The 20,161-nt window shown below is 62.9% G+C and carries 17 protein-coding genes; 16 read left to right on the top strand and 1 reads right to left on the bottom strand.

The features are described 5' to 3' along the window. Positions 1-264 precede the first annotated feature (264 nt). The 9 genes from AX750_RS09735 (at position 265) to AX750_RS09695 (ending at position 11,031) form a co-directional block, all read left to right on the top strand. A complete protein-coding gene (locus tag AX750_RS09735) occupies positions 265-1,731 on the top strand; it encodes an amidase (protein WP_066717036.1) in 1,467 nt (488 codons plus the stop codon). A gap of 59 nt (positions 1,732-1,790) precedes the next feature. Continuing rightward, positions 1,791-2,801, top strand: a complete 1,011-nt coding sequence (locus AX750_RS09730; protein ID WP_082735176.1) for an ABC transporter permease — start codon at positions 1,791-1,793, stop codon at positions 2,799-2,801. 2 nt (positions 2,802-2,803) lie between these two features. Then, the gene (locus AX750_RS09725; RefSeq protein WP_066717042.1) at positions 2,804-3,643 is read left to right on the top strand and encodes an ABC transporter permease; all 840 of its coding nucleotides are present in this window, start codon (positions 2,804-2,806) and stop codon (positions 3,641-3,643) included. A gap of 10 nt (positions 3,644-3,653) precedes the next feature. Then, positions 3,654-4,640 (top strand): ABC transporter ATP-binding protein, encoded by a 987-nt coding sequence (locus AX750_RS09720; protein WP_082735177.1) that lies wholly within the window; start codon positions 3,654-3,656, stop codon positions 4,638-4,640. After that, positions 4,637-5,440 (top strand): ATP-binding cassette domain-containing protein, encoded by an 804-nt coding sequence (locus AX750_RS09715; RefSeq protein ID WP_066717045.1) that lies wholly within the window; start codon positions 4,637-4,639, stop codon positions 5,438-5,440. The genes AX750_RS09720 and AX750_RS09715 overlap by 4 nt, the downstream gene beginning before the upstream one ends. A 206-nt stretch (positions 5,441-5,646) precedes the next feature. Beyond that, on the top strand, positions 5,647-7,011 hold the full coding sequence (locus tag AX750_RS09710; protein ID WP_197426516.1) for an ABC transporter substrate-binding protein: 1,365 nt from the start codon (positions 5,647-5,649) through the stop codon (positions 7,009-7,011). Between the two features lie 91 nt (positions 7,012-7,102). After that, positions 7,103-8,590 (top strand): ABC transporter substrate-binding protein, encoded by a 1,488-nt coding sequence (locus AX750_RS09705; RefSeq protein ID WP_171019674.1) that lies wholly within the window; start codon positions 7,103-7,105, stop codon positions 8,588-8,590. 106 nt (positions 8,591-8,696) lie between these two features. Further along, the gene (locus AX750_RS09700; RefSeq protein ID WP_197426517.1) at positions 8,697-10,100 is read left to right on the top strand and encodes a M20/M25/M40 family metallo-hydrolase; all 1,404 of its coding nucleotides are present in this window, start codon (positions 8,697-8,699) and stop codon (positions 10,098-10,100) included. 223 nt (positions 10,101-10,323) lie between these two features. After that, complete coding sequence (locus AX750_RS09695) at positions 10,324-11,031, top strand: GntR family transcriptional regulator (protein ID WP_066717056.1); 708 nt, start codon at positions 10,324-10,326, stop codon at positions 11,029-11,031. Positions 11,032-11,190: 159 nt separating this feature from the next. On the opposite strand, the gene AX750_RS09690 is transcribed toward AX750_RS09695, so the two are convergent. After that, positions 11,191-11,703, bottom strand: a complete 513-nt coding sequence (locus tag AX750_RS09690) for a MarR family winged helix-turn-helix transcriptional regulator (RefSeq protein ID WP_067254000.1) — start codon at positions 11,701-11,703, stop codon at positions 11,191-11,193. A gap of 299 nt (positions 11,704-12,002) precedes the next feature. Here AX750_RS09690 and AX750_RS09685 point away from each other — a divergent pair, with 299 nt between their 5' ends. From AX750_RS09685 to AX750_RS25960, 7 genes are all read left to right on the top strand, one after another. Continuing rightward, a complete protein-coding gene (locus AX750_RS09685; RefSeq protein WP_066720480.1) occupies positions 12,003-12,938 on the top strand; it encodes an ABC transporter permease in 936 nt (311 codons plus the stop codon). A gap of 1 nt (position 12,939) precedes the next feature. Continuing rightward, positions 12,940-13,803 (top strand): ABC transporter permease, encoded by an 864-nt coding sequence (locus AX750_RS09680; protein WP_066720478.1) that lies wholly within the window; start codon positions 12,940-12,942, stop codon positions 13,801-13,803. Then, positions 13,800-14,798, top strand: a complete 999-nt coding sequence (locus AX750_RS09675) for an ABC transporter ATP-binding protein (protein ID WP_066720476.1) — start codon at positions 13,800-13,802, stop codon at positions 14,796-14,798. The genes AX750_RS09680 and AX750_RS09675 overlap by 4 nt, the downstream gene beginning before the upstream one ends. Continuing rightward, positions 14,795-15,850 carry an ABC transporter ATP-binding protein gene (locus AX750_RS09670; protein ID WP_066720474.1) on the top strand — a complete coding sequence of 352 codons (1,056 nt, stop codon included), beginning with the start codon at positions 14,795-14,797 and terminating at the stop codon, positions 15,848-15,850. Before AX750_RS09675 ends, AX750_RS09670 begins: the two co-directional genes overlap by 4 nt. 6 nt (positions 15,851-15,856) lie before the next feature. Further along, positions 15,857-17,467 (top strand): ABC transporter substrate-binding protein, encoded by a 1,611-nt coding sequence (locus AX750_RS09665; RefSeq protein WP_067253996.1) that lies wholly within the window; start codon positions 15,857-15,859, stop codon positions 17,465-17,467. 71 nt (positions 17,468-17,538) lie between these two features. Next, the gene (locus AX750_RS09660) at positions 17,539-18,693 is read left to right on the top strand and encodes a serine hydrolase domain-containing protein (protein ID WP_066720468.1); all 1,155 of its coding nucleotides are present in this window, start codon (positions 17,539-17,541) and stop codon (positions 18,691-18,693) included. 40 nt (positions 18,694-18,733) lie between these two features. Beyond that, positions 18,734-20,053 carry a hypothetical protein gene (locus AX750_RS25960; protein ID WP_137883175.1) on the top strand — a complete coding sequence of 440 codons (1,320 nt, stop codon included), beginning with the start codon at positions 18,734-18,736 and terminating at the stop codon, positions 20,051-20,053. Positions 20,054-20,161: the final 108 nt, after the last annotated feature.

The raw sequence follows: 20,161 nt of genomic DNA, 5'->3' as shown, positions 1-20,161 counted from the left end.
CGCCTTAAATCCGCTCGTCATAGCGCCTGGTGGCATGAGGCGGCGGTCAGGCAAGAATGCACGTGCGTCAAAGGGAGACCGCTTTGGCTCCAGTCGCGAAAATCGGACCGAAGCACAGCGTCGAGACGATCCGAAAGCTTCGATAGCTAAGGAAACGACCTTGCCAGGCAGCCTGCGGCGACTCTATTTGTTATGACGGTATACCATTTGCCGGATCCAAGCCGCGATGAGTGGTCAGAATGATAACGAGGGAAACACGCGAAAATGGTCCAACCCTGTGACCTGTCGGCTACCGAAGCTCGCTTCCTGATCGGCGCCAAACAGCTCTCTCCCATCGAACTGCTCGCCTCCTGCCTTGCCCGGATCGAGGATGCCAACGAAGCCGTGAACGGTGTTGTCGCGATCGACGAGAAAGGGGCACGGTCTGCTGCTGAAAGGGCTGAAAAGGCGGTCCTGGCCGGCGAGGAGTTGGGCCCGCTGCATGGTCTGCCGATCGGCATCAAAGATCTCAACGACACCGCCGGATTACGGACGACGTACGGCTCGCGGCTCTATGAGCATCACGTGCCCGACGAGGACGAACATCTGGTCGGCAACCTACGCAGGAAGGGCGCTGTCGTCTTTGCGAAGACCAACACGCCTGAATGGGGCGCCGGCGGCAACACCTTCAATCCCGTTTATGGCGTCAGCGGCAACCCGTTCGAAGTGAGCTTGACCTGCGGTGGCTCCTCCGGCGGCTCGGCGATCGCACTGTCGCTGGGCATGATGCCGCTCGCCCACGGCTCCGACAATGCCGGCAGCCTGCGCATCCCCGCTGCTTATTGCGGCGTGGTGGGTTTCCGCCCGACCGCGGGCATCGTCGCCTCCGAGAAGCGGCTGATCGGCCTGTCGCATCTGCCGGTGCAGGGGCCGATGGCCCGCACGAGCGAGGATGCGCGCCTGCTGCTGTGCGCGATGGCGACGTCCGCGAGCATCGACGCGCTGGCCACGCCGCTAGACGAGAAGGGCGACGCGCCCGTAGACGTCTCGACGTTGAAGGTGGCCTTCTCGCAGGATCTGGGTTTCGCCCCCTGCGAGGAAGGATTGCGCCGCACCTTCGACGAGCGCACCGCCGCCTTCGCCTCCATCTTCCGCGAGACGGCGGTCGCGCATCCTGACTTTGGCGACGTACGGCGCGTCTACGAAATCCTGCGCGCCGTGAACTATATCGGCATGTTCGCCGACCGCCAGAAGGACAAGCCCCGGCAGTGGGGGCCACTCGTCCAACAGAACCTGGAACATGCCGCGCGCTTCTCGCTGGAGGACGCCTCGTTGGCCTTCATCGAGCAGAACCGCATCTACCAGCGTGTGCAGGCCTTCTTCCGCGAGTTCGACCTGCTTATCACGCCGACCGTCGGAGCCTATCCCTGGGCGAAGCACGACATGTATCCCGCCGAGATCGGAGGCAGGCCGATCGCCAATTATTTCGACTGGGTCGGGCTGACCTACGCGATCACGCTGATCAATCATCCCTGCATCTCGATTCCCTGCGGCCTCGATGACCGGGGCCTGCCCTTCGGCCTCCAGATCATCGGTCGCAGAAACTCGGACCTGCATCTGTTGCGTGTGGCCGAGGCGATCGAACGGGTCTTCGCGACATCGCCCGCGCTGGGGAGACCGCTGCCCGACCTTGGCTATTTGCGGACGGTGCAGGTGAACGACCGCATGCAGCCCGTCGTCGCGGCCGGCTGATGTGAGCGGCGCGGCCGACCGGCAGGGGAGCCGGTCTCGCGCCGAACGGGGGAGCTAGGATGCTTCGACATATCGCAGGGCGAGTTCTGGGAGCCGTTCCGGTCGTCCTCCTCGTCGCATTGGGGATCTTCGCCCTCGTCAGGCTCGCTCCCGGCGACGCGGCGAGCACGCTGGCGGCCGAGGATGCGACCGAGGCCGATCTCGCCCGCATGCGGGCGCAATGGGGGCTGGACCAGCCCGTGCTGGTCCAGTTCTTCTATTTCCTGACGAATCTGGCGCGGCTCGATTTCGGCACCTCCTATCGCTACCACGCGCCCGTGACCGAGCTCATCGGTCAGCGGCTCCCGGCCACCATCGAACTTGCCGTGATCGCGCTGCTCATCGCCGCGGCGATCGCCGTCCCGCTCGGCGTCGCCACCGCGCTGCGCAAGGGCAGCTGGCTCGACGGCCTTGGTTCGCTCGTCGCCGTGCTCGGCGTGAGCGCCCCGTCCTTCTGGATCGGCATTCTCCTTGTTCTGTTCGTCTCGGGCTACCTGAACCTGCTGCCTTCGAGCGGGCGTATCCCGCTGGATGTCCCGCTGCGCGAGATGACCGGCTTCGTCCTGATCGACAGCCTTCTGCAGGGCCAAGTCGGCGTCTTCCGCCAGGGGCTCGAACACATCCTGCTGCCGGCCACGACGCTGGCCTTCGGCATGATCGGCATCATCGCGCGCATCTCACGCTCGGCAGTGATCGATGTTGGGCAGGAGGAATTCGTCGTCACCGCCGTCGCCAAGGGGCTAAAGCGGAGGGAAGTCGTTCGCAACCACCTTCTACCGAACGCGACGGTGCCGATCATCACCATCATCGGCCTCGAGCTGGGGACCCTGATCAGCGGCAGCATCGTCGTCGAGGTCGTCTTCTCCTGGCCCGGCCTCGGCTCGCTGCTCTACTCGGCCGTCACGTCCCGCGACATCCCGCTGACGACCGGGATCGTCATCTCCTACACATTCATCTTCATCTCCCTGAATGTTCTCGTCGATCTGGTCTACGTCTTGATCGACCCCCGTCTCAGGGTCGGGAGGGCCTGACGATGCAGGCCTGGCGCTTCCTCGAACTCAAGTTCATTGTCGGCGTGGTCTGTCTCGGCAGCATCATCGTGCTGGCGCTTTTCGGCGGCCTCGTCGCCGGCCATGACCCCAATGAGCAGAATCTGCTGTTTGCGCTCGAGCCACCTTTTGGCCCGGAAGGCGGCTACCTTCTCGGCACCGATCATCTCGGGCGCGACCTGCTAGCGCGAATGACATCGGGGGCACGAGTGTCGCTGGCCATCGCCGGCTCGGTCGTCGTGCTCTCCGGTGTCGTGGGCGTGCTGGTCGGGGCACTCTCAGGCTACCTCTCCGGAACACGTGACATCCTCATCCAGAAGGTCGTCGAGACGTTCTGGGCGTTTCCTCCGATCTTGTTGGCGATCGCGATCCTCGCTTTTTTCGGTCCCAGCCTGACTAATGTCATCATTGCGCTGACGATCCAGCGCTGGATTCCGTATTGCCGGATCGCGCGGGCTCAGGCGCTGATGCTGCGCTCGCGAGAATATATCTCCGCCGCCAAGATCATGGGCGGCGGCACCGTCTGGGTGCTGCGTCATCACATCCTGCCCAATCTGCTCGCTTCAGCCATCATCATCGGCACCTTCACGATGGCGACCGCGATCCTCGCAGAATCGAGCCTGAGCTTTCTGGGGTTGGGGGTTCCGCCGAGCGTCCCGACCTGGGGCGGCATGCTGGCAGAGGGGCGCTCCTACATCACGCGCGCCTGGTGGCTCGCGGTCCTGCCGGGGCTGGGCATCTTCCTGACCGTGCTCGGCCTCAATCTGCTCGGCGACTGGATGCGGGACCAGCTCGACCCCAAGGCGGCGCTGAACCTATCCTGAGGAACGCGGCATGCATGATACATCCCGGATAGACGATGCGGTCCTCGAAGCCGATCAGCTCTCGCTGTTCCTGCGCGCAGGGCGCGGTACAGAGCTGAAAATCGTCGACAGCGTCAGCTTTTCGATCGCCCGCGGCGAATTCTACGCGCTGGTGGGCGAAAGCGGTTCGGGCAAGACCGTGATCGCCCGCTCGCTGATGCGCCTCTTTCCGCCAAACACGCTGCGCATGGAAGGCCGTCTCGTTGTGGACGGCGTCGACCTGACCACGGCACCCGCAAGCCGCGTGCAGCGGATGCGGGGGCGTAGCATCAGCATGATCTTCCAGGAACCGATGACCTCGCTCAATCCGCTGATGACGGTGGAACGGCAGATCGACGAGGCGATCGCCGTCGTGGGCGGAATGGGCAGGCGCGAACGTCGCGAGCGGGTTGTCGAGCTGCTGGCCGACGTCCAGTTCGCGAATCCTGGGAGCGTCAGGAGCATGTATCCCCACGAACTGAGCGGCGGCATGAGGCAGCGCGCGATGATCGCAATGGCGCTCGCCAACAACCCTTCCCTGTTGATCGCAGACGAACCGACGACCGCGCTCGACGTAACGATCCAGGAGGAGATCCTGCAATTGCTACTGCGGCTGCGCGATCAGCACGGGCTGTCGATCCTGTTCATCTCGCACGACCTTTCGCTGGTGCGCCGCTTCGCCGATCGCATCGGTGTCCTCTATGGCGGCGTGCTCATGGAAACGGGCCCGGCGCATGAGTTGATCGATCACCCGACGCATCCCTATTCGCGCGCGCTGATCGACTGCATCCCGCGTCGGCGCGAAGCTGGCAAACGGCAGGCCGGCATCGATGGTCTGGTGCCCGGCGTCGCCGACTGGTTCGACGGCTGCCGCTTTGCTCCCCGCTGCCCGCGCATGGCCGAAGACTGCCGGCACGGTCGGATCGAGATGACCCCGACCCAGCCTGCCCAGGTTGCGCGATGCCTGCACCCGCTATGACCATTCCTTCCGCTCCCGTCCTGCGCGCCGAGCGTATCGGCAAGACTTACCAGGGGCGCAGCAGGTTGTTCGCCCAGGCGACCGGCGTCACGGCTCTCACCGACGTCTCCTTCGAGGTGGGACCGGGAGAGATACTCGGCATCGTCGGGGAGTCGGGCTGTGGGAAATCGACCCTGGCGCGCATAATCGTCGGGCTGGAACAGGCGAGCGCCGGTCGCCTCGTCGCGGGCGACGCCACGCTGGTCGACGTGGCCGCGGGCATCTTCCTCCCGCCGGCGGCGCGGCGGATCCAGATGGTGTTCCAGGACCCTTATTCATCGCTCAACCCCAGGATGAAGGTGGGCGATGTCGTCAGCGAGGGGCTGCGCATCGCCGGCGAGACGGATCGAAGGCTCCTGGCCGATCGCGTGGCCGGGATGCTGCGGCTCGTCGGATTGCCGGCCGAGGCCGCGTCCCGCTATCCGTTCCAGTTCAGCGGCGGTCAGCGGCAGCGGATCGGCATCGCCCGCGCCCTCATCACCGAGCCGCGCATCCTGATCGCCGACGAAGCAGTCTCCGCGCTCGACGTCTCGGTGCAGATGCAAATCCTGAACCTGCTGCTCGACATTCGCGATCGGCTCGGGATTGCGGTGCTCTTCATCAGCCATGACATCGGAGTCATCGAATATCTTTGCGACAAGGTCATCGTCCTCGCGCAAGGGAAGATCGTCGAATCCGGGAGCGCCGACGCCGTAATCTCGAAGCCTTCCCACGTCTACACGAAGAAGCTTATCGACGCTGTACCGAGAATCCAGGACTGAATTGCCTCATTGATCGCCAACACTGAACCAATGTCGGAGGACCGAAGATGATCGATTGCCGAAAGCCTTCACTTCGAATGGCCGTTATCGCCGCCGCCCTCGCATCTGCTTTTTCGGCATCGGCTCAGACAGACAATGACACGCTCGTCGTCACGACCACCGACACGTTGGTCACACGGCATCCCTATGCCGAAAGCAGCGCGCAGATGTATTCGGTGTGGTGCCAGGTCTATGGCTGCCTCGGTCGCTATAACTATGCGGCACGCAAGTTCGAGGGCTTGCTGGCAGAACGCTGGGAGCAGCTCGACGACCTGACCTGGCGCTTTCACCTCCGGCGCGACCTCGTCCGGCACGACGGCGGACCCGGCCCGACGACCGCCGACGTCCTGCATTCCTACAATCAGGTCATGACCGATCCGCAAAGCCAGGGACGCTTCTACCTGTCGAGCGTCAAGGAAATCCGGCGGGTCGACGACCACACCTTCGATATCATCACGAAGGAACCCACCTCCTCGCTGCTCGGCCAGCTCTTCGACAAGTTCACGATCACGAGCGAGGAGATCTTCAGGAGAGAGGGCGGGGTCGCCAGCTACAACACCGCCCCGATCGGCTGGGGGCCTTACAAGCTCCGCAATTTCGCGATCAGCGAGCGCATCACCCTGGACCGGAACGAGGCTTATCCGGGCAAGGTCGAGAGCTCGCCGCGCACGGTCGTCTTCCGCCGTATCCAGGAGCCGGACCAGCGCGTCACCGCCTTGCTCAACGGCGAAGTCCACATCGCCCGGCTGATTCCCCCGCAGCTCGTCGGCCGGCTCGACAATGTCCCGTCCGTCGAGGTGCGACGTTCGCCCTCCAACGAGCCGATGTTCATCGGCTTCAACGCGAAGATAAAGCCGTGGGACGACCCCCGCGTGCGCCGCGCCGCCGCGATGGCGATCAACAAGGACATCATCATCCAGCGCATTCTGTTCGGCATGGCCAACCGGCTCGACGGCCCGGTCGGGACCGAGCAGGTCTGCTACACCACGCCGATTGCAAACAGGACGCCCTACGACGTGCAGGGGGCACGCAAGCTGCTGGCCGAGGCCGGCTACGCCAATGGCGGCCCGGCCGTCGACTTCTACACCGCGGCCGGACGCTACATTTCCGACCGGCAGGTCGGCGAGGCGATCACCCAGATGCTGAACCAGGCGGGTTTCAAGGTCACGCTGCACACGCCCGAATTCGCGAGCCTGTGGGCGAATGTGCGGGCCGGCAAGGCCCCGATGTACTATATGGGCCGCGGGCTGGCGCTCGAACCGTCGGAATGGCTGTCCCAGTATTTCGAAACGGGCGTCACGCCGCGCATCAGCTACTCCAATCCGCAGCTCGACGCCCTGTTCGACAAGGACAGGAAGACCTTCGCCTTCGAAGAGCGCTGCAAGATCATCCGCGAGATCAGCCAGCTCATCGACACCGAGGCGCCGGCTATCTTCCTGTGGAATCACCAGTATGTCAGCGGCGTCCGCAAGGGGGTCCGGTTCGTGCCCGATGCCTCGGGAGAACTCTGGCTGCCCGATGTCGGCCTGTGAGGCCCCCGACACATTCCGTCAGCAACACGAGGGTTGTGAGCCCATGAACGAGAATCTCATCCGGAAGCCGTCGCGACGGACCGTATTGCAGGTGGCCGCCACCTCCCTGCTGGCCTCCCCGGCCCTGCCCCGGCCCGCCGCGGCCCAGCCCAGGGCGTTGACGATCACGACGACCGGCATCCTGAACAACGCCAACCCCTACGCGCATTCCAGCATTCACCTCTATTACATCTGGAGCCAGGTCTATGGCAGCCTGGGTCGCTACAATTACGGCAGAAAGGCCTATGAGGGCGTGCTCGCCGAGAGCTGGGAGGTCGTGGAGCCGACGCGCTGGCGCTTCAAGCTGCGCGGCGATCTCAAACGCCATGACGGCGGCCCCGGCCCGACGGCACGCGACGTCGTGCATTCGTGGCGGCGCATTCTCAGCGACCCTGCCAGCCAGCAGGCGTTCTACCTGACCGAGGTCGAGACATTCGACGCGGTGGACGATCGCACGTTCGACATCGTGACGAAGCGGCCGGTTGCGCAGCTTCTCTCGTTCCTCTTCGATCGCTTCGTCGTGACGAGCGCAGACCTCTACGAGAAACACGGCGGCGATGCCGACAAGGTCGCGGCCTTCGGCTGGGGACCCTACAAGCTCGAGCGCTTCGACATCGACCGCAGCGTCATCGTGGCCCGCAATCCGTTCTGGCCGGGCATGCCCGCGGCAGCGCCCGAGACGGTGGTTTACCGGCTTATCCTCGAGCCCGAACAGCGTGTGACCGCCTTGCTCAACAACGAGGTCCAGATCGCAAGGCTGATCCCTCCGCAACTGGTCGATCGTCTGAAATCCAATGGCGGCGTCAGGCAGATCGAGACCGGCTCGCTGGAGTGGATGTTCCTGGGGATGAACACCGTCATAAAGCCCTTCGACGACCCGCGCGTGCGCCGGGCCGTCGCCCATGCGATCGACGCGGAGCTGATCATCAAGCGGCTCCTGTTCGGCCTCGCCGACCGCATGCAAGGCGCCATCGGCAATTTCCAGGACTGCTTCGGCCCCAGCGCGAACCGCCCGGCCTACGATCCGGGCCGGGCGAAGGCGCTGCTGGCGGAGGCAGGCTTCCCGAACGGCTTCGACGTCGAATTCTCGACGGCAAACGGGCGTTACGTCTCCGACCGCCAGATCGGCGAAGCGCTGGCCCAGATGCTGCGGCAGGTCGGCATCAGGGCCAGGCTGAACACGCCGGATTACGCCAATTTCACCAATGATATCCGGCAGGGCAAGCTGCCGCTCTACTATACCGGTCGGGCTGCGAGCAACGACCAGATCGAGGCCCTGGCGCAGTATTTCGAAACCGGCGGCTCGCGGCGAACCAACTATTCCGACCCGGAGGCGGACCGCCTGTTCAAGGACGTCCGCTCCGCCTTCGACGTCGAGAAGCAGTGCGAGCTCCAGCGGGCGCTCAGCGACAAGCTCTCGCAGGACTCGCCGGTCGTCTTCCTCTGGACGCACCGGCTGGTGAACGGCGTGCGCACCAACGTCGACTGGCCGGCCGACGCGACCGGTGAGCCATGGCTGACCGACATATCGGTCCGTTAGCGATCCTTCGCCATTCCGGTGCCGCTCCTGCGACCCGGCCGCAGCGTTTCGTGACACGCAGACCGCACCACCCGGCTGATGAAGCCGGCATGCAATCGAGGACATGATGAGCAACAGACAAGCTGCGCTCGAACGCGCGCGAGGCTATATCGACGACGGCAGCTTCCTGCAGCGCCTGACGGACCTGGTGGCCTATCAGACGGAAAGCTACCCCCCTGGCCGCAAGAAGGAGCTGGAGCGCTATTGTTCCGAGGGGCTCGGACCGATCGCCTCCGCGCTCGGCTTCGAGACGGAGATACTGCCGAATCCTCTCGACGAGTATGGGCCTGTCCTGATCGCCTCGCGCCGCGAGGGCGACGGGCTGCCGACGCTGCTGATCTACGGGCACGGCGACGTGGTCAGAGCGATGCCCGAGCGCTGGAGATCGGACCTCGATCCATGGACCCTCAAGGTCGAGGGCGATCGCGTCTACGGCCGCGGCGTCGTGGACAACAAGGGGCAGCACCTTCTCGCGATCGAGGCGCTGCGCGCCGTCCTGGAGGAGCGCGGATCGCTCGGCTTCAATGTGAAGATCTTCGTCGAGACCGGCGAGGAAGCGGGCTCGCCGGGACTGAAGCGCTTCCTCGAACGTCACCGGGAGCGCTGCGCGGCCGACGTCTTCATCGGGCTCGATGGCCCCCGGCAAAGCATGTCGGTGCCGGATATCACGCTCGGCACGCGCGGCGGGCTCGCAATCGACCTCGTCGTCAATCTGCGGGAAGGTTCGCATCACTCGGGGCACTGGGGCGGGCTGCTCAAGGACCCGACCGTCATCCTGGCCCATGCGATCTCGGCGATCATCTCGCGGGACGGCCGCATTCTGGTGCCCGGATGGACGCCCGCCTCGGTGCCCGCTTCGGTCACGCAGGCAAGCCGGGCGGTCGTGATCGACGACGCACCGGGTGCGCTGAAGCCGGACGAAGGTTGGGGCGAGCCCGGCCTGTCGCGCCCGGAGAAGATCTATGCATGGAGCAGCGCGATCGTGCTGGCTTCCATCAGCGGACAGCCCGAAGCGCCGGTTCCCGCCGTTCCCGGCTTCGCCAAAGCCCGCATACAGTTGCGGCACACCGTCGACGTTGCCGCGGAGGATGTAGCGCCTGCGTTGCGGCGGCATCTCGACAAGCTGGGCTTCACGGAGGTCGAGGTCGCCCCGGTGGTCGAGCGCGACATGTTCCCGCCCTCGAGAACCGACCCGGAAGATGTCTGGGTGCGCCGGATCGCGCGTTCCATGACGGAAACGGTCGGGCACGCACCGAACATTATCCCGAACATCGGCGCCTCCGGCCCGTCCGAATTCTTTCGGAAGACGCTGGGCGTCCCTGTCCTATGGATCCCGCATTCCTATGGCGGGTGCGGTCAGCACGGGCCCGATGAGCACGGGCTGATCCCACTTTTCCGGGACGGTCTCGGCATCATGGCTGGCGTGTTCTGGGACATCGGTCTCGACCCTGCTGCCGGCGCGAAGGTCTGACGGGTTTCGCCGGTGGCCGCAGGCGGGCGGACGATTGCCGAAGGACAATTTCGACCGGGTATAGTCGACCGAGGTGGAAACCGGCTCGCGTGAAGGCGCTACGACTGAACAATAAGCTGGAGCAATTCGCGATTCGGCGAATCGTGAACTGCTCCGGTTGAAAACAATCGTCCGCAGATGACCGGGATCGCCGCATCGCCGCGTACTTGAGGCTGGAGCTGACATGCCGCAACCGTCTTCGCTCAAGGTCGTGCAGGACACCCTCAGCCTGCGCGACCGGACCACGGCAGTATTACGCAACGCGATCCTGACCATGCAGTTCAAGCCCGGTCAGCGCATCATCGAGCGGCAGCTCTGCGTCGAGACGGGGGTCAGCAGAACCTGCATTCGCGAATCGATGCGGCATCTCGAGGCGGAAGGCCTCGTGCGGCGCGAGCACAACAGGGGCATCTTCGTGTCGAGCATCACGCCGACGGAGGCGGCCGAGATCTACGAGGTGCGCAAGATCCTCGAGCCCAAGATGATGGAGAAGATGATCGGCAACATCGACCCGCGGTTCGTTCAGACCATGAAAGCCGAATTGCGGCGCGCTGAATCATGCATCACGCTACCGATGGAATATGTCGCGGCGATCGGAGATGTTATCAAAATTCTGTGGAGCGGCTATAACAACGACACGGCAAAAAACCTTCTCAGCTCTATCTTCGATCGGATTTCCTACATCCGGATCATTCTAAGTTTTTCGACGAGCGCTGAGCAGAAGATCGAGACCATACAAATTCTCGAAGGCGTGATCGATGCCATCAGCCGTCGCGATGGCCCTGCGGCACAGGAGCAATACATCCATTATCTCTCCCGCGCACAAAATACCGTGATCGAAATCATCGAGTCGAATACAGAGGTCGACACCGGATGGCCCGCCGTCAGCTAAATCCTGAAGAAGCGGTCGAACTTCTTCCAATTCCGGGGTCGCGAGTGCGATGCGCAGTGGCATGTCCTCTGCCGCGCTGGTTCCTTCACTTGCTCTGCTTCTGCAGATGAAGCGCATTGATAACAGCCCATCGTAAGTATTATTTGTAAATAATTATTTTTACATATCTTCCTCAAGTCCAATCTTTATCTTCTCCAATGCTGAGATAAGTTGATCTATCTCTTCCTTGCGCAAGAACTGCAGCGCGCGCTCGTTCACTTCGCTCACGCATTGTTCGATCGCTGGCCTTAACGCGTGCGCCTTTTCCGTGAGGTACACATGAGCCACCCGCAGATCGCTCTCGCTCCTCACACGGCGGGCAAGGCCAGCTCTTTCCAACTGGTTGACCGCGCTGACGACGGATGGGCCGACCGCCTTGACAGAACGACCAAGCACGACCTGCGAAATGCCGTCCTGATGATACAACGCCCATAGATAGGGCCACATTCCTATATTGACGTTTCGCTCGGCGAGCAGCTCCTTGATCTGGTCTCGGGCACGCCGATTGATGGTCCGAATGAAAAAGCCGACGTTCCAGGCTCCGGAATAGAGCGCGCGTCGGCCCTCCTCGTCCAGTGTCGTCCGGCGCTCCCTACCAGGGCTTGGCCGACGCCCGGTCCCGTTCTTCCTCATCTGCCGTCCTCTCGCCGCCGTCGATCCGAATCGCGACTCTGTCAAGCTATTCGGAAAGCTCGGCTTTATTGAAATCCGGCGTTGAAGCCTCTTCGTCTGAAACCGAAACAGCGGTCCCGCGCCACAGCCCTCGAAAACGCATGGTTGACAATGCCTCATTCGCCGATAACTTAGTTAGTATAACTAAGCTTTTCGAACTTTCGGCGTCAAATCTCGGATGGAAGCCGCATGCGGGAGTTCCATGCACGAGCGGTGCGTCGCGCACTTGATGGGTTCAAGGGCAGCAAAAGGTTCCAGTCGTGCTGAATGTTCTTCTTAGCCGTCTGTTCCTATCTCTACCGGTTCTCATCGGCGCGATTTTTTTCGGGTTCTTGCTCTTGAGGGTGGTGCCTGGCGACCCCGCATCGCTCCTGGCAGGTCAATCAGCTTCGGCGGACGTCGTCGCGCGTGTCCGCACGGAGATGGGGCTGGACGAGCCTTGGATCCTGCAGTTCGTGCATTATTTCGGACAGGTCACGAGCGGCGATCTCGGGCGATCGATCATCTCCAACCGGCCGGTTCTGGATGAGCTCAGCGAAGCGCTGGGGCCGACGGTGGAGCTTGTGCTATCCGCTTTGAGTTTGGCGGTCCCGCTCGGCATCACGCTCGGAGTCATTGCCGCGATTTACCGCGGCGGCATGTTGGATCGAGCTATCATGGCGCTGGCCGTCGCCGGGATTTCATTGCCGGTTTTCTGGGTCGCCTACATGCTGATCCTGATCCTGGGTGTGCAATGGAATCTACTGCCGTTCACCGGTCGGCTGGGTCCGATATGGACGCTGGAAGGCCTGCAGGGGCTGGCGCTGCCGGCGCTCACCGCAGCCTTCACCCTCGTTGGCCCGATCGCGCGTATTTCGCGAACTGCTGTCCTAGAGACCCTGTACGCGGAGCACGTGCGCTTGGCCCGTGCCAAAGGGGTGCCCGAGCATAAGGTTGTCGTCAAACATGGCTTGCGAAATGCGCTGCTGCCCATCGTTACGCTCGTCGGCCTCCAGATCGGCCATCTGCTGGGCGGCACGGTGATCATCGAAACGATCTATGCTTGGCCGGGAGTGGGGCGCCTCGTGGTCGGGGCCATCATGAACAGCGACTATGCGACCGCGCAGGGCGGATTGCTGCTGATGGCGTGCATCTTCGTCGCCGTGAACCTGATCGTCGATCTCCTTTATTCGACGCTCGATCCCAGGCTTTCCTGACATGACGCCGACCGGAACGGGCCAGTCCATCTCTCCGCGCAGCGCAAAACGCAGGCGTCGGGCAAAGGGCGGCGTCGCCACGGCAATGGCTGTGGCCATCCTCGCGGTGATCGTCGGCGTCGCTCTTCTGGCGCCCGTCCTCGCCCCTTACGATCCCTATGAGGTGGACTTGTCGGCTGCGCTCCAGCCCCCTGGCTCGGCACATCTGCTCGGCACCGACATGCAGGGAAGGGATCTGCTCAGCCGCATCATGTACGGCACTAGGCTCACCCTGCTCACGAGCCTGACGGCGCTCGTGTCCGGCAGCGTCGTCGGCGCCTTGCTGGGCCTTGCCGCGGTCTTTTTCCCTTCCTCCGATGCGGTGATCGGCCGGCTGCTGGATATCCTGCTGTCGTTTCCGGCGATCCTGTTCGGATTGGCGCTGGGAGCAAGCCTCGGACCGGGGCTACTGCCCGTGACCATCGCTCTGTCGATCGCGACCGTTCCGGAAGTCGGACGGATCGCCCGGGCCGCCGGCCTGACGATCGCGCGTCAGGAATACATGCAGAGCGGCCGGGCAATCGGGCTGGGCAAGACGACGCTCTTCTTCAAATATCTGGCTTGGAACTGCATGCCCACGATCTTCGTCTTCCTGACGCTGCGATTCGGCTTCATCATTTTGCTGGGCGCGGGTCTGAACTTTCTCGGGCTCGGGGCAGCGCCCCCGGCGGCCGAGCTTGGGGTTCTGGCCGCTGAAGGACGGAACGTCCTGGCTTTCGCCCCTCACGTCGCGACCTACCCCAGCTTGACGATCTTTTTGCTGGTTCTCTCCCTCAACGTGCTCGGCGACGTGTTGAGGGACAAGCTGGACAAGCGTCTGCTATGACCCTGCCGCTGCTCGCCGTCGACGCTCTCGCCGTCACCCACCATGGCGCAGACGGTTCTTCCGTCGAGATCATCGGGGACGTTTCCTTTAGCATTGGGGCGGGCGAGACGCTCGGGCTCGTCGGTGAGAGTGGCAGCGGCAAGAGCCTGACCGCGCTCGCGCTCATGGACCTGCTCGGCCCGAACCTCGCAGCGACGGGCACCATTCTGCTCCGCGACCGTTCCCTCGGCAGCCTGCGCCCGCGCGAGCGCCGGCGGCTGTGCGGCAGCGAGCTGGCCATGGTCTTCCAGGACCCGATGACGGCATTGAACCCGGTGTACACGGTCGGCGACCAGATTGCCGAGGTCCTGCTGACGCACCGCCTCGCCTCGCGCAGGCCGGCACGGGATCGCGCGGTCGAGCTGCTGGGGCAGGTCGGCATCCCTCACCCGTCGCAGAGAGTCGATGCCTATCCGCATCAATTGTCCGGCGGCATGCGCCAGCGGGTGGTGATCGCCATCGCGCTGGCCGGAGATCCCTCGGTCCTGATCGCCGACGAACCGACGACGGCTCTCGATGTGACGATTCAGGCGCAGATCCTCGATCTTCTGCGTGAGCTCAGCGCACAGCGCGGCATGGGAACGATGCTGATCTCCCACGATCTCGGCGCGATAGCCGAGGTCGCGACGCAGGTCATGGTGCTTTATGCGGGCCGGGTTGTCGAACATGCGCCGGTCGACCGGCTTTTTGCCGAGGCGCAGCATCCCTACACCATCGGACTGCTGAGCTCGTTGCCGAAGCTGGGCGGGCGCGAGCAGAGATTGAGCACGATCGCGGGCCGCGTCCCGCTACCCGGCACGGTGCGGACCGGGTGCCGTTTTGCGGATCGCTGCCCATGGGCGCTCACGCGATGCCGGCTGGAAGCGCCCGCCTTGACCGAAATCGCCAGCGGCCATCGCGTGGCCTGCCTGCGCGCGCCCCTGCTGGCTCCGCCCTCGCCCGGAATGGCCGCATGAATTCCCGGTATCCGCTTCTGTCCGTCCGCGACCTTGAAAAGACCTTCCCTGTCGGGACGTTCCTGCGCCGGCGCCCGGTCCACGCGGTCAACGGCGTCAGCTTCGCGATCGCAAGCGGCGAGACGCTCGGGCTCGTCGGGGAGAGCGGGAGCGGCAAGTCGACCATCGGGCGCATGATCCTGAACCTGACGGCTCCGACCGGCGGCGCAATCACCTTCGCCGGTGCCGACATTGCGAGGCTCGCCGCCTCCGGAGAGATCTATCGCAAGGTCCAGATCATTTTCCAAGATCCGCACTCGTCCCTGCATCCGCGTCTGACCGTGCGCCAGCTTCTCGCGGAGCCCTTGCGCCTGCATGGCGGCAAGACCGGCAGGGCGCTGGAGAGTGCGGTCGAGCGGCTGCTGGACGATGTCGGGCTCGCGCCCGAGCTGGCCTCGCGCTATCCGCACCAGTTCAGCGGCGGCCAGCGCCAGCGCATCGGGATCGCCAGGGCGCTGGCCTGCGAGCCCGAGCTCATCGTATGCGACGAACCTGTATCCGCCCTCGACGTGTCGGTGCAAGCGCAGATCATAAACCTCCTCAAGGACCTGCAGGAAAAGCGAGGGTTGTCCTATCTTTTCATCGCTCACGATCTGGCCGTGGTGCGTCATATCAGCCATCGCATCGCGGTGCTCTATCTCGGCGAGGTCGTCGAGAGCGCTCCCTCGGAGGAACTCTTTTCCGGGGCCCGGCACCCCTATTCGCAGGCGCTGCTCGCTGCGATTCCGCGTACAGGCGCCGCGCCCGGCAAGCCGAAAGCCCGTCTGCGCGGAGAGCCGCCTTCGCCAATCGCACGCCCTGCGGGCTGCGCGTTTCGGGCGCGCTGCTCCTATGCGACGGATCTTTGCGGGACGCCGCCGCCGCTGCGAACGATCGGCGCCGCTCACTTGGTCGCCTGTCACCATGTCGAGACGATAGCTCCGTTCGCGGTAGACAGGACCATCGGCGCCTCGCCGCGCCTTGCGGCTTTGATGCGCGCCTTTGCTGCTGAAGAGGATGGCGCCTCGACCTAGATCGACATGCCGAACATGCGGGAGGAAGACATGACGAGATTGTCGAAGTTGGCTGTGCTGTTCTGTGCCTGGATCGCCAGCCACACTCTGGCCCACGCGCAGAACGCGGCAAGCCAGGTGACCGTTCTCCGAGCGGCTGAGGCCGAGCGCTACGACCCGCAGAAAATCGTCAGTCGGCCAATGAACGAGGTTATGTTCCTCCTGGCGGACACCCTGCTCGCGCTCGATTACGACCAGAAGACGATCAAGCCCCTGCTGGCCAGATCCTGGTCCGTCTCCGCCGACGGCCTGACCTATCGCTTCGCCCTCCGCGACGACGTCCGCTACTGCGACGGGCGTCCGATGAAGGCGGAGGACGTCGTCTATTCGCTGAAACGCTGGATCGCGCCTGAAACGCGCGCTCCGCTGGCCAACCAGGCGGGCAGCGTCAAGGATATCCGCGCCGAGGACGAGACCACGGTGGTCTACGAACTCGCAGAGCCCTATTCGGAGCTGCTCATCAACCTGACGCAGGTTTCGTCGTCGATCGTCGATCGCAACGAAGTCGAGAAGCTCGGCCCGGATTTCGGGGTCAAGCATTTCAACGGGACGGGACCGTATTGCTGGGTGCGGTGGCTGCCGCGCAACGAGATGGTCCTCAAGCGGAACCAGGCCTATGTGTGGGGGCCTGATTTCTACCAGAATCGCGGGCCCGCCCAGGTCGAGCAGCTCGTGCTGAAGCAGGTGCCGGACGAAGGCACCCGGATGGCCGCTATGATGGCGGGCCAGGCCGACCTCACGCAATATGTGCCGCGCTGGTCGATCTCCCGCTTCGAGGGCGCGCGACAGTTCACGGTCGCGCGGCCGCAAGCCTATTTTTCCCTGCTGTATCTGGGCTTCAAGACGGATCGCCCGCTCGTTTCCGACGTCCGGGTCCGCAAGGCCATGAACCTGGCGCTGAACCGCGACGAGCTCGCGCGCTCGGTCTTCTTCGGCCGCGCGGAGCCCGCCTCCGCCTATATCCACCCGCAGGCCACCGACTACAACGCCGAGTTGGCGACGATCCTGCCGAAATTCGATCTCGCGCAGGCCAATGCGCTGCTCGACTCCGCCGGCTGGATACGAGGCGCCGATGGCTTTCGCGTCAAGGACGGCGTCAGGTTGGCCCCGGTCGTGGTCATTCCGGCGCCCATCCTCGCCGATGCGGCGCAGGCCATCCAGGGCTCCCTGCGCCAGATCGGAGTCGACGTCAGGCTCGAGCTTCTGGATGGCGCAGTGTTCTTCCAGCGCGCCAGCCAGCAGGATTTCGAGATGTATGGCCTGCAGCAACCCTATCTGACAGCTGGGATGATGATGGCGGACAATTTTTCGTCGAAGGCGATTCCGGCGCCCAATCGGATGAACTGGCGTAACGCGGAGTTTGACGCATTGCTGCGCTCAGGGCGTTCAGCCACCGACGCCGCCAATCGCTCGGAAGCGTTCAAGCAGGCGCAACTGATCGCGCATCGCGATTTCGTCTGGATGCCGCTGGTTCACGACCAGGCTTACATGGTCATAGGCTCCCGGCTAACTCCGATGAAGGCGCATGGAAACCAGGCCGTCACGTTGTATAAGGGCCTAGATATGCGTTTGAAGTAGACGCATCGGTGTGAATATTTCCTGTAGACAGACAAATTACTTGAAAAAACTTGAATAAGGAGGATCGAGCGATGGTCCGACGTATCTTTAATCCCGAGAGAGTTATCTCGATAGAGGGACACTGCGACCGAAGATATTCGGCCGTCAAAGACGCATTCTATGCCAACTTCATTGAGCGCGGCGAAGTCGGCGCCTCAGTATCAGTGACGATCGCCGGAGAAACCGTCGTCGACCTCTGGGGCGGAAACGTCGACGCGGCACAGGTGAAGCCTTGGGAAAAAGACACGATCTGTTGCGTCCAATCGGTCTCCAAGGAAATCACCGCAGTCGCGTTCCATATGGCAGTCGACAGAGGGTTGATCGACGTCGATCAACTGGTCACCCGATACTGGCCGGAGTACGGACAGAAGGGAAAGGAGGAGACCAAAGTCCGATGGTTGCTGGACCATCGCTGCGGCATTCCAGTAGTCGAGCGCGCGACCCCGGGCATGGCCTATGACTGGAACCGCATGGCGGACGGACTCGCTGCGACCACGCCGCTTTGGGAGCCCGGAACGACGCCTTGCTATCATTCCGCCAATTACGGCTTCATCATCGGCGAAGTTCTGCGACGTGTGACGAGCAAATCCGTTGGCCAGTTTGTCCGCGAAGAAATAGCTGAACCGCTGGGTATCGATTGCGCTATCGGTCTAAACGACAATGAGAATGCTCGTGTGGCTACTTTCCTTGATAAGGAGGACCATGCGTCACAGCACTGGATCGATGAGGGTCAGAATATATTCGCAAAGAGCTGGAAAATATTCTGGGATGACGAGGATTTCAACAGCCAAGATTGGCGTCGGGCCGAGATCCCTTCGGTAAATGCTCATACGAATGCACGGGCGCTGGCGCGCCTCTGCGGCGCACTGGCTTGCAGCGGCACAATTGGCGGAGTTTCACTGCTATCCCAGCGCACGCTCGATCGTGCTTCTGAAGTGCAGTGGTCCGGAAAGGACGTGCAGGACCGCTTGTTGTCTCTTTCACTCGGATTCCTCATGCCAACAGCCAACTCGGTGAGTACGGGACCGCGGAGCCTCGGCATGTCGGGCGCCGGCGGTGCGACGGCATTTGCCGATCCGGACCACAAAATTGGTTTCGGCTATGTGATGAACGCCATGGACCCTGCCCCGGCGAACCGGCCGCGCCCCCTGGCTCTCATTGCCGCACTAAACGCGTGCCTCGCTTAACGCGCCTGTAGGTGAACCACGATTCGATCGGGAGGAATGCATGAGAAAATCATCTTCGGCCACTATCGGGGCATGCCTATGGCTCAGCCTGGCCGCGACAGGCGCTGCTTCTCAGGAGAATAAGACGTATTTCGCACTCGGACCGGCACGTGCGGTCTACGCTACTCCTGCAGCGCCGACCAAAATCGCCTTTCTCGTCATCCATCGCACAGCCGACTACACCACGCACGTCGCCTGCCAGGAACTGCCGAAGCGCGGCTTTGCAGCGCTCTGCATGAGCACGCGTTTCACGAACAATGAATTCCAAGTGGATTGGGACCGTATCGCACTCGATGTGAAGGCGGGAGTCGAGTTTCTGAGGAAACAAGCCGGGATTGAAAAAGTCATCCTGTTCGGTCATAGCGGCGGAGGACCGACCACAAGTTTCTTCCAGGCTGTCGCGGAAAACGGACTCGCGTTCTGTCAAGATCCGAAGAAGATTCTTCCTTGCCGCGATGACTTGACCAATCTGCCCAAAGCGGATGCGCTTGTGCTCGCTGACGCACATCCAGGGGTGCCGGTCATCCTGCTGCGCAGCCTGAACGGCTCGGTGATCAACGAAACGCCCGGCCGGTTCGACCCCGCGCTCGATCCGTATAATCCCGCCAATGGATACAGCCCCGCGGGATCATCTTCTTATCCGGAGGCCTTTCAGAAGCGCTATTTCGCCGCTCAATCGAACCGCATGAATGCGCTAATCGAGGCCGCGCAGTCGCGGGTCAAGGCCATTCGGGAAGCGCGTATTCCATATCCGGACAACGACCTTCTTGCGATTCCGCATGGTGGGAATCCCGGTGCAGGCCCGGGCGGCGCATCCCAGCTCCACAGCCTCGACACATCCATCGCGCTACGCAAAACTCGCGAGCCGCAGAAGCTGCTGCGCAACGATGGTTCGATCGCAAAGCAGATTGTCTCTTCCGTCAGTCCTCCTGAACTTGAGACGAAGGACTCGACGACGCGATTCAATACTGGGACGAAGATCCTGTCATTGCAGTCCTTCTTGAGCACACAGGCTGTCCGTTCCAGCAATTCACTAGACGGCATCGATCACTGCAGCAGCAATAACTCGACAGTTTGCGCCGTTCGTTCGATCCATGTGCCGCTGCTGGTAATGGGCATGGGTGGGTATCTCTTCATTCGCGATTCTGAGGAGGAATACGAAAACGCCGCCAGCACCGACAAGGATCTAATCTTCATTGAAGGTGCAACACATGGTTTCACACCATGTATCACATGTTCGCCAAACGCGGCAGCCTATAGTAATAGTTTGCGCAATATGTTCGATTATGTAAAAAAATGGGTGGATGAGCGAAAATTCTAAAGGGGCGTTTTGAGTATGTGCGGCCTATAAAAAGCCGCACATACTGAACCCAACAGCGCGAGGCTGCCTCACATACGTGACGCTCGATGGCCGCAGAATGGATCGCTT

The organism is Methylobacterium sp. CCH7-A2 (genome assembly GCF_001557075.1).
GTDB lineage: Bacteria > Pseudomonadota > Alphaproteobacteria > Rhizobiales > Beijerinckiaceae > Allobosea > Allobosea massiliensis.
This window is presented reverse-complemented; position numbering and strand designations above follow the sequence as displayed.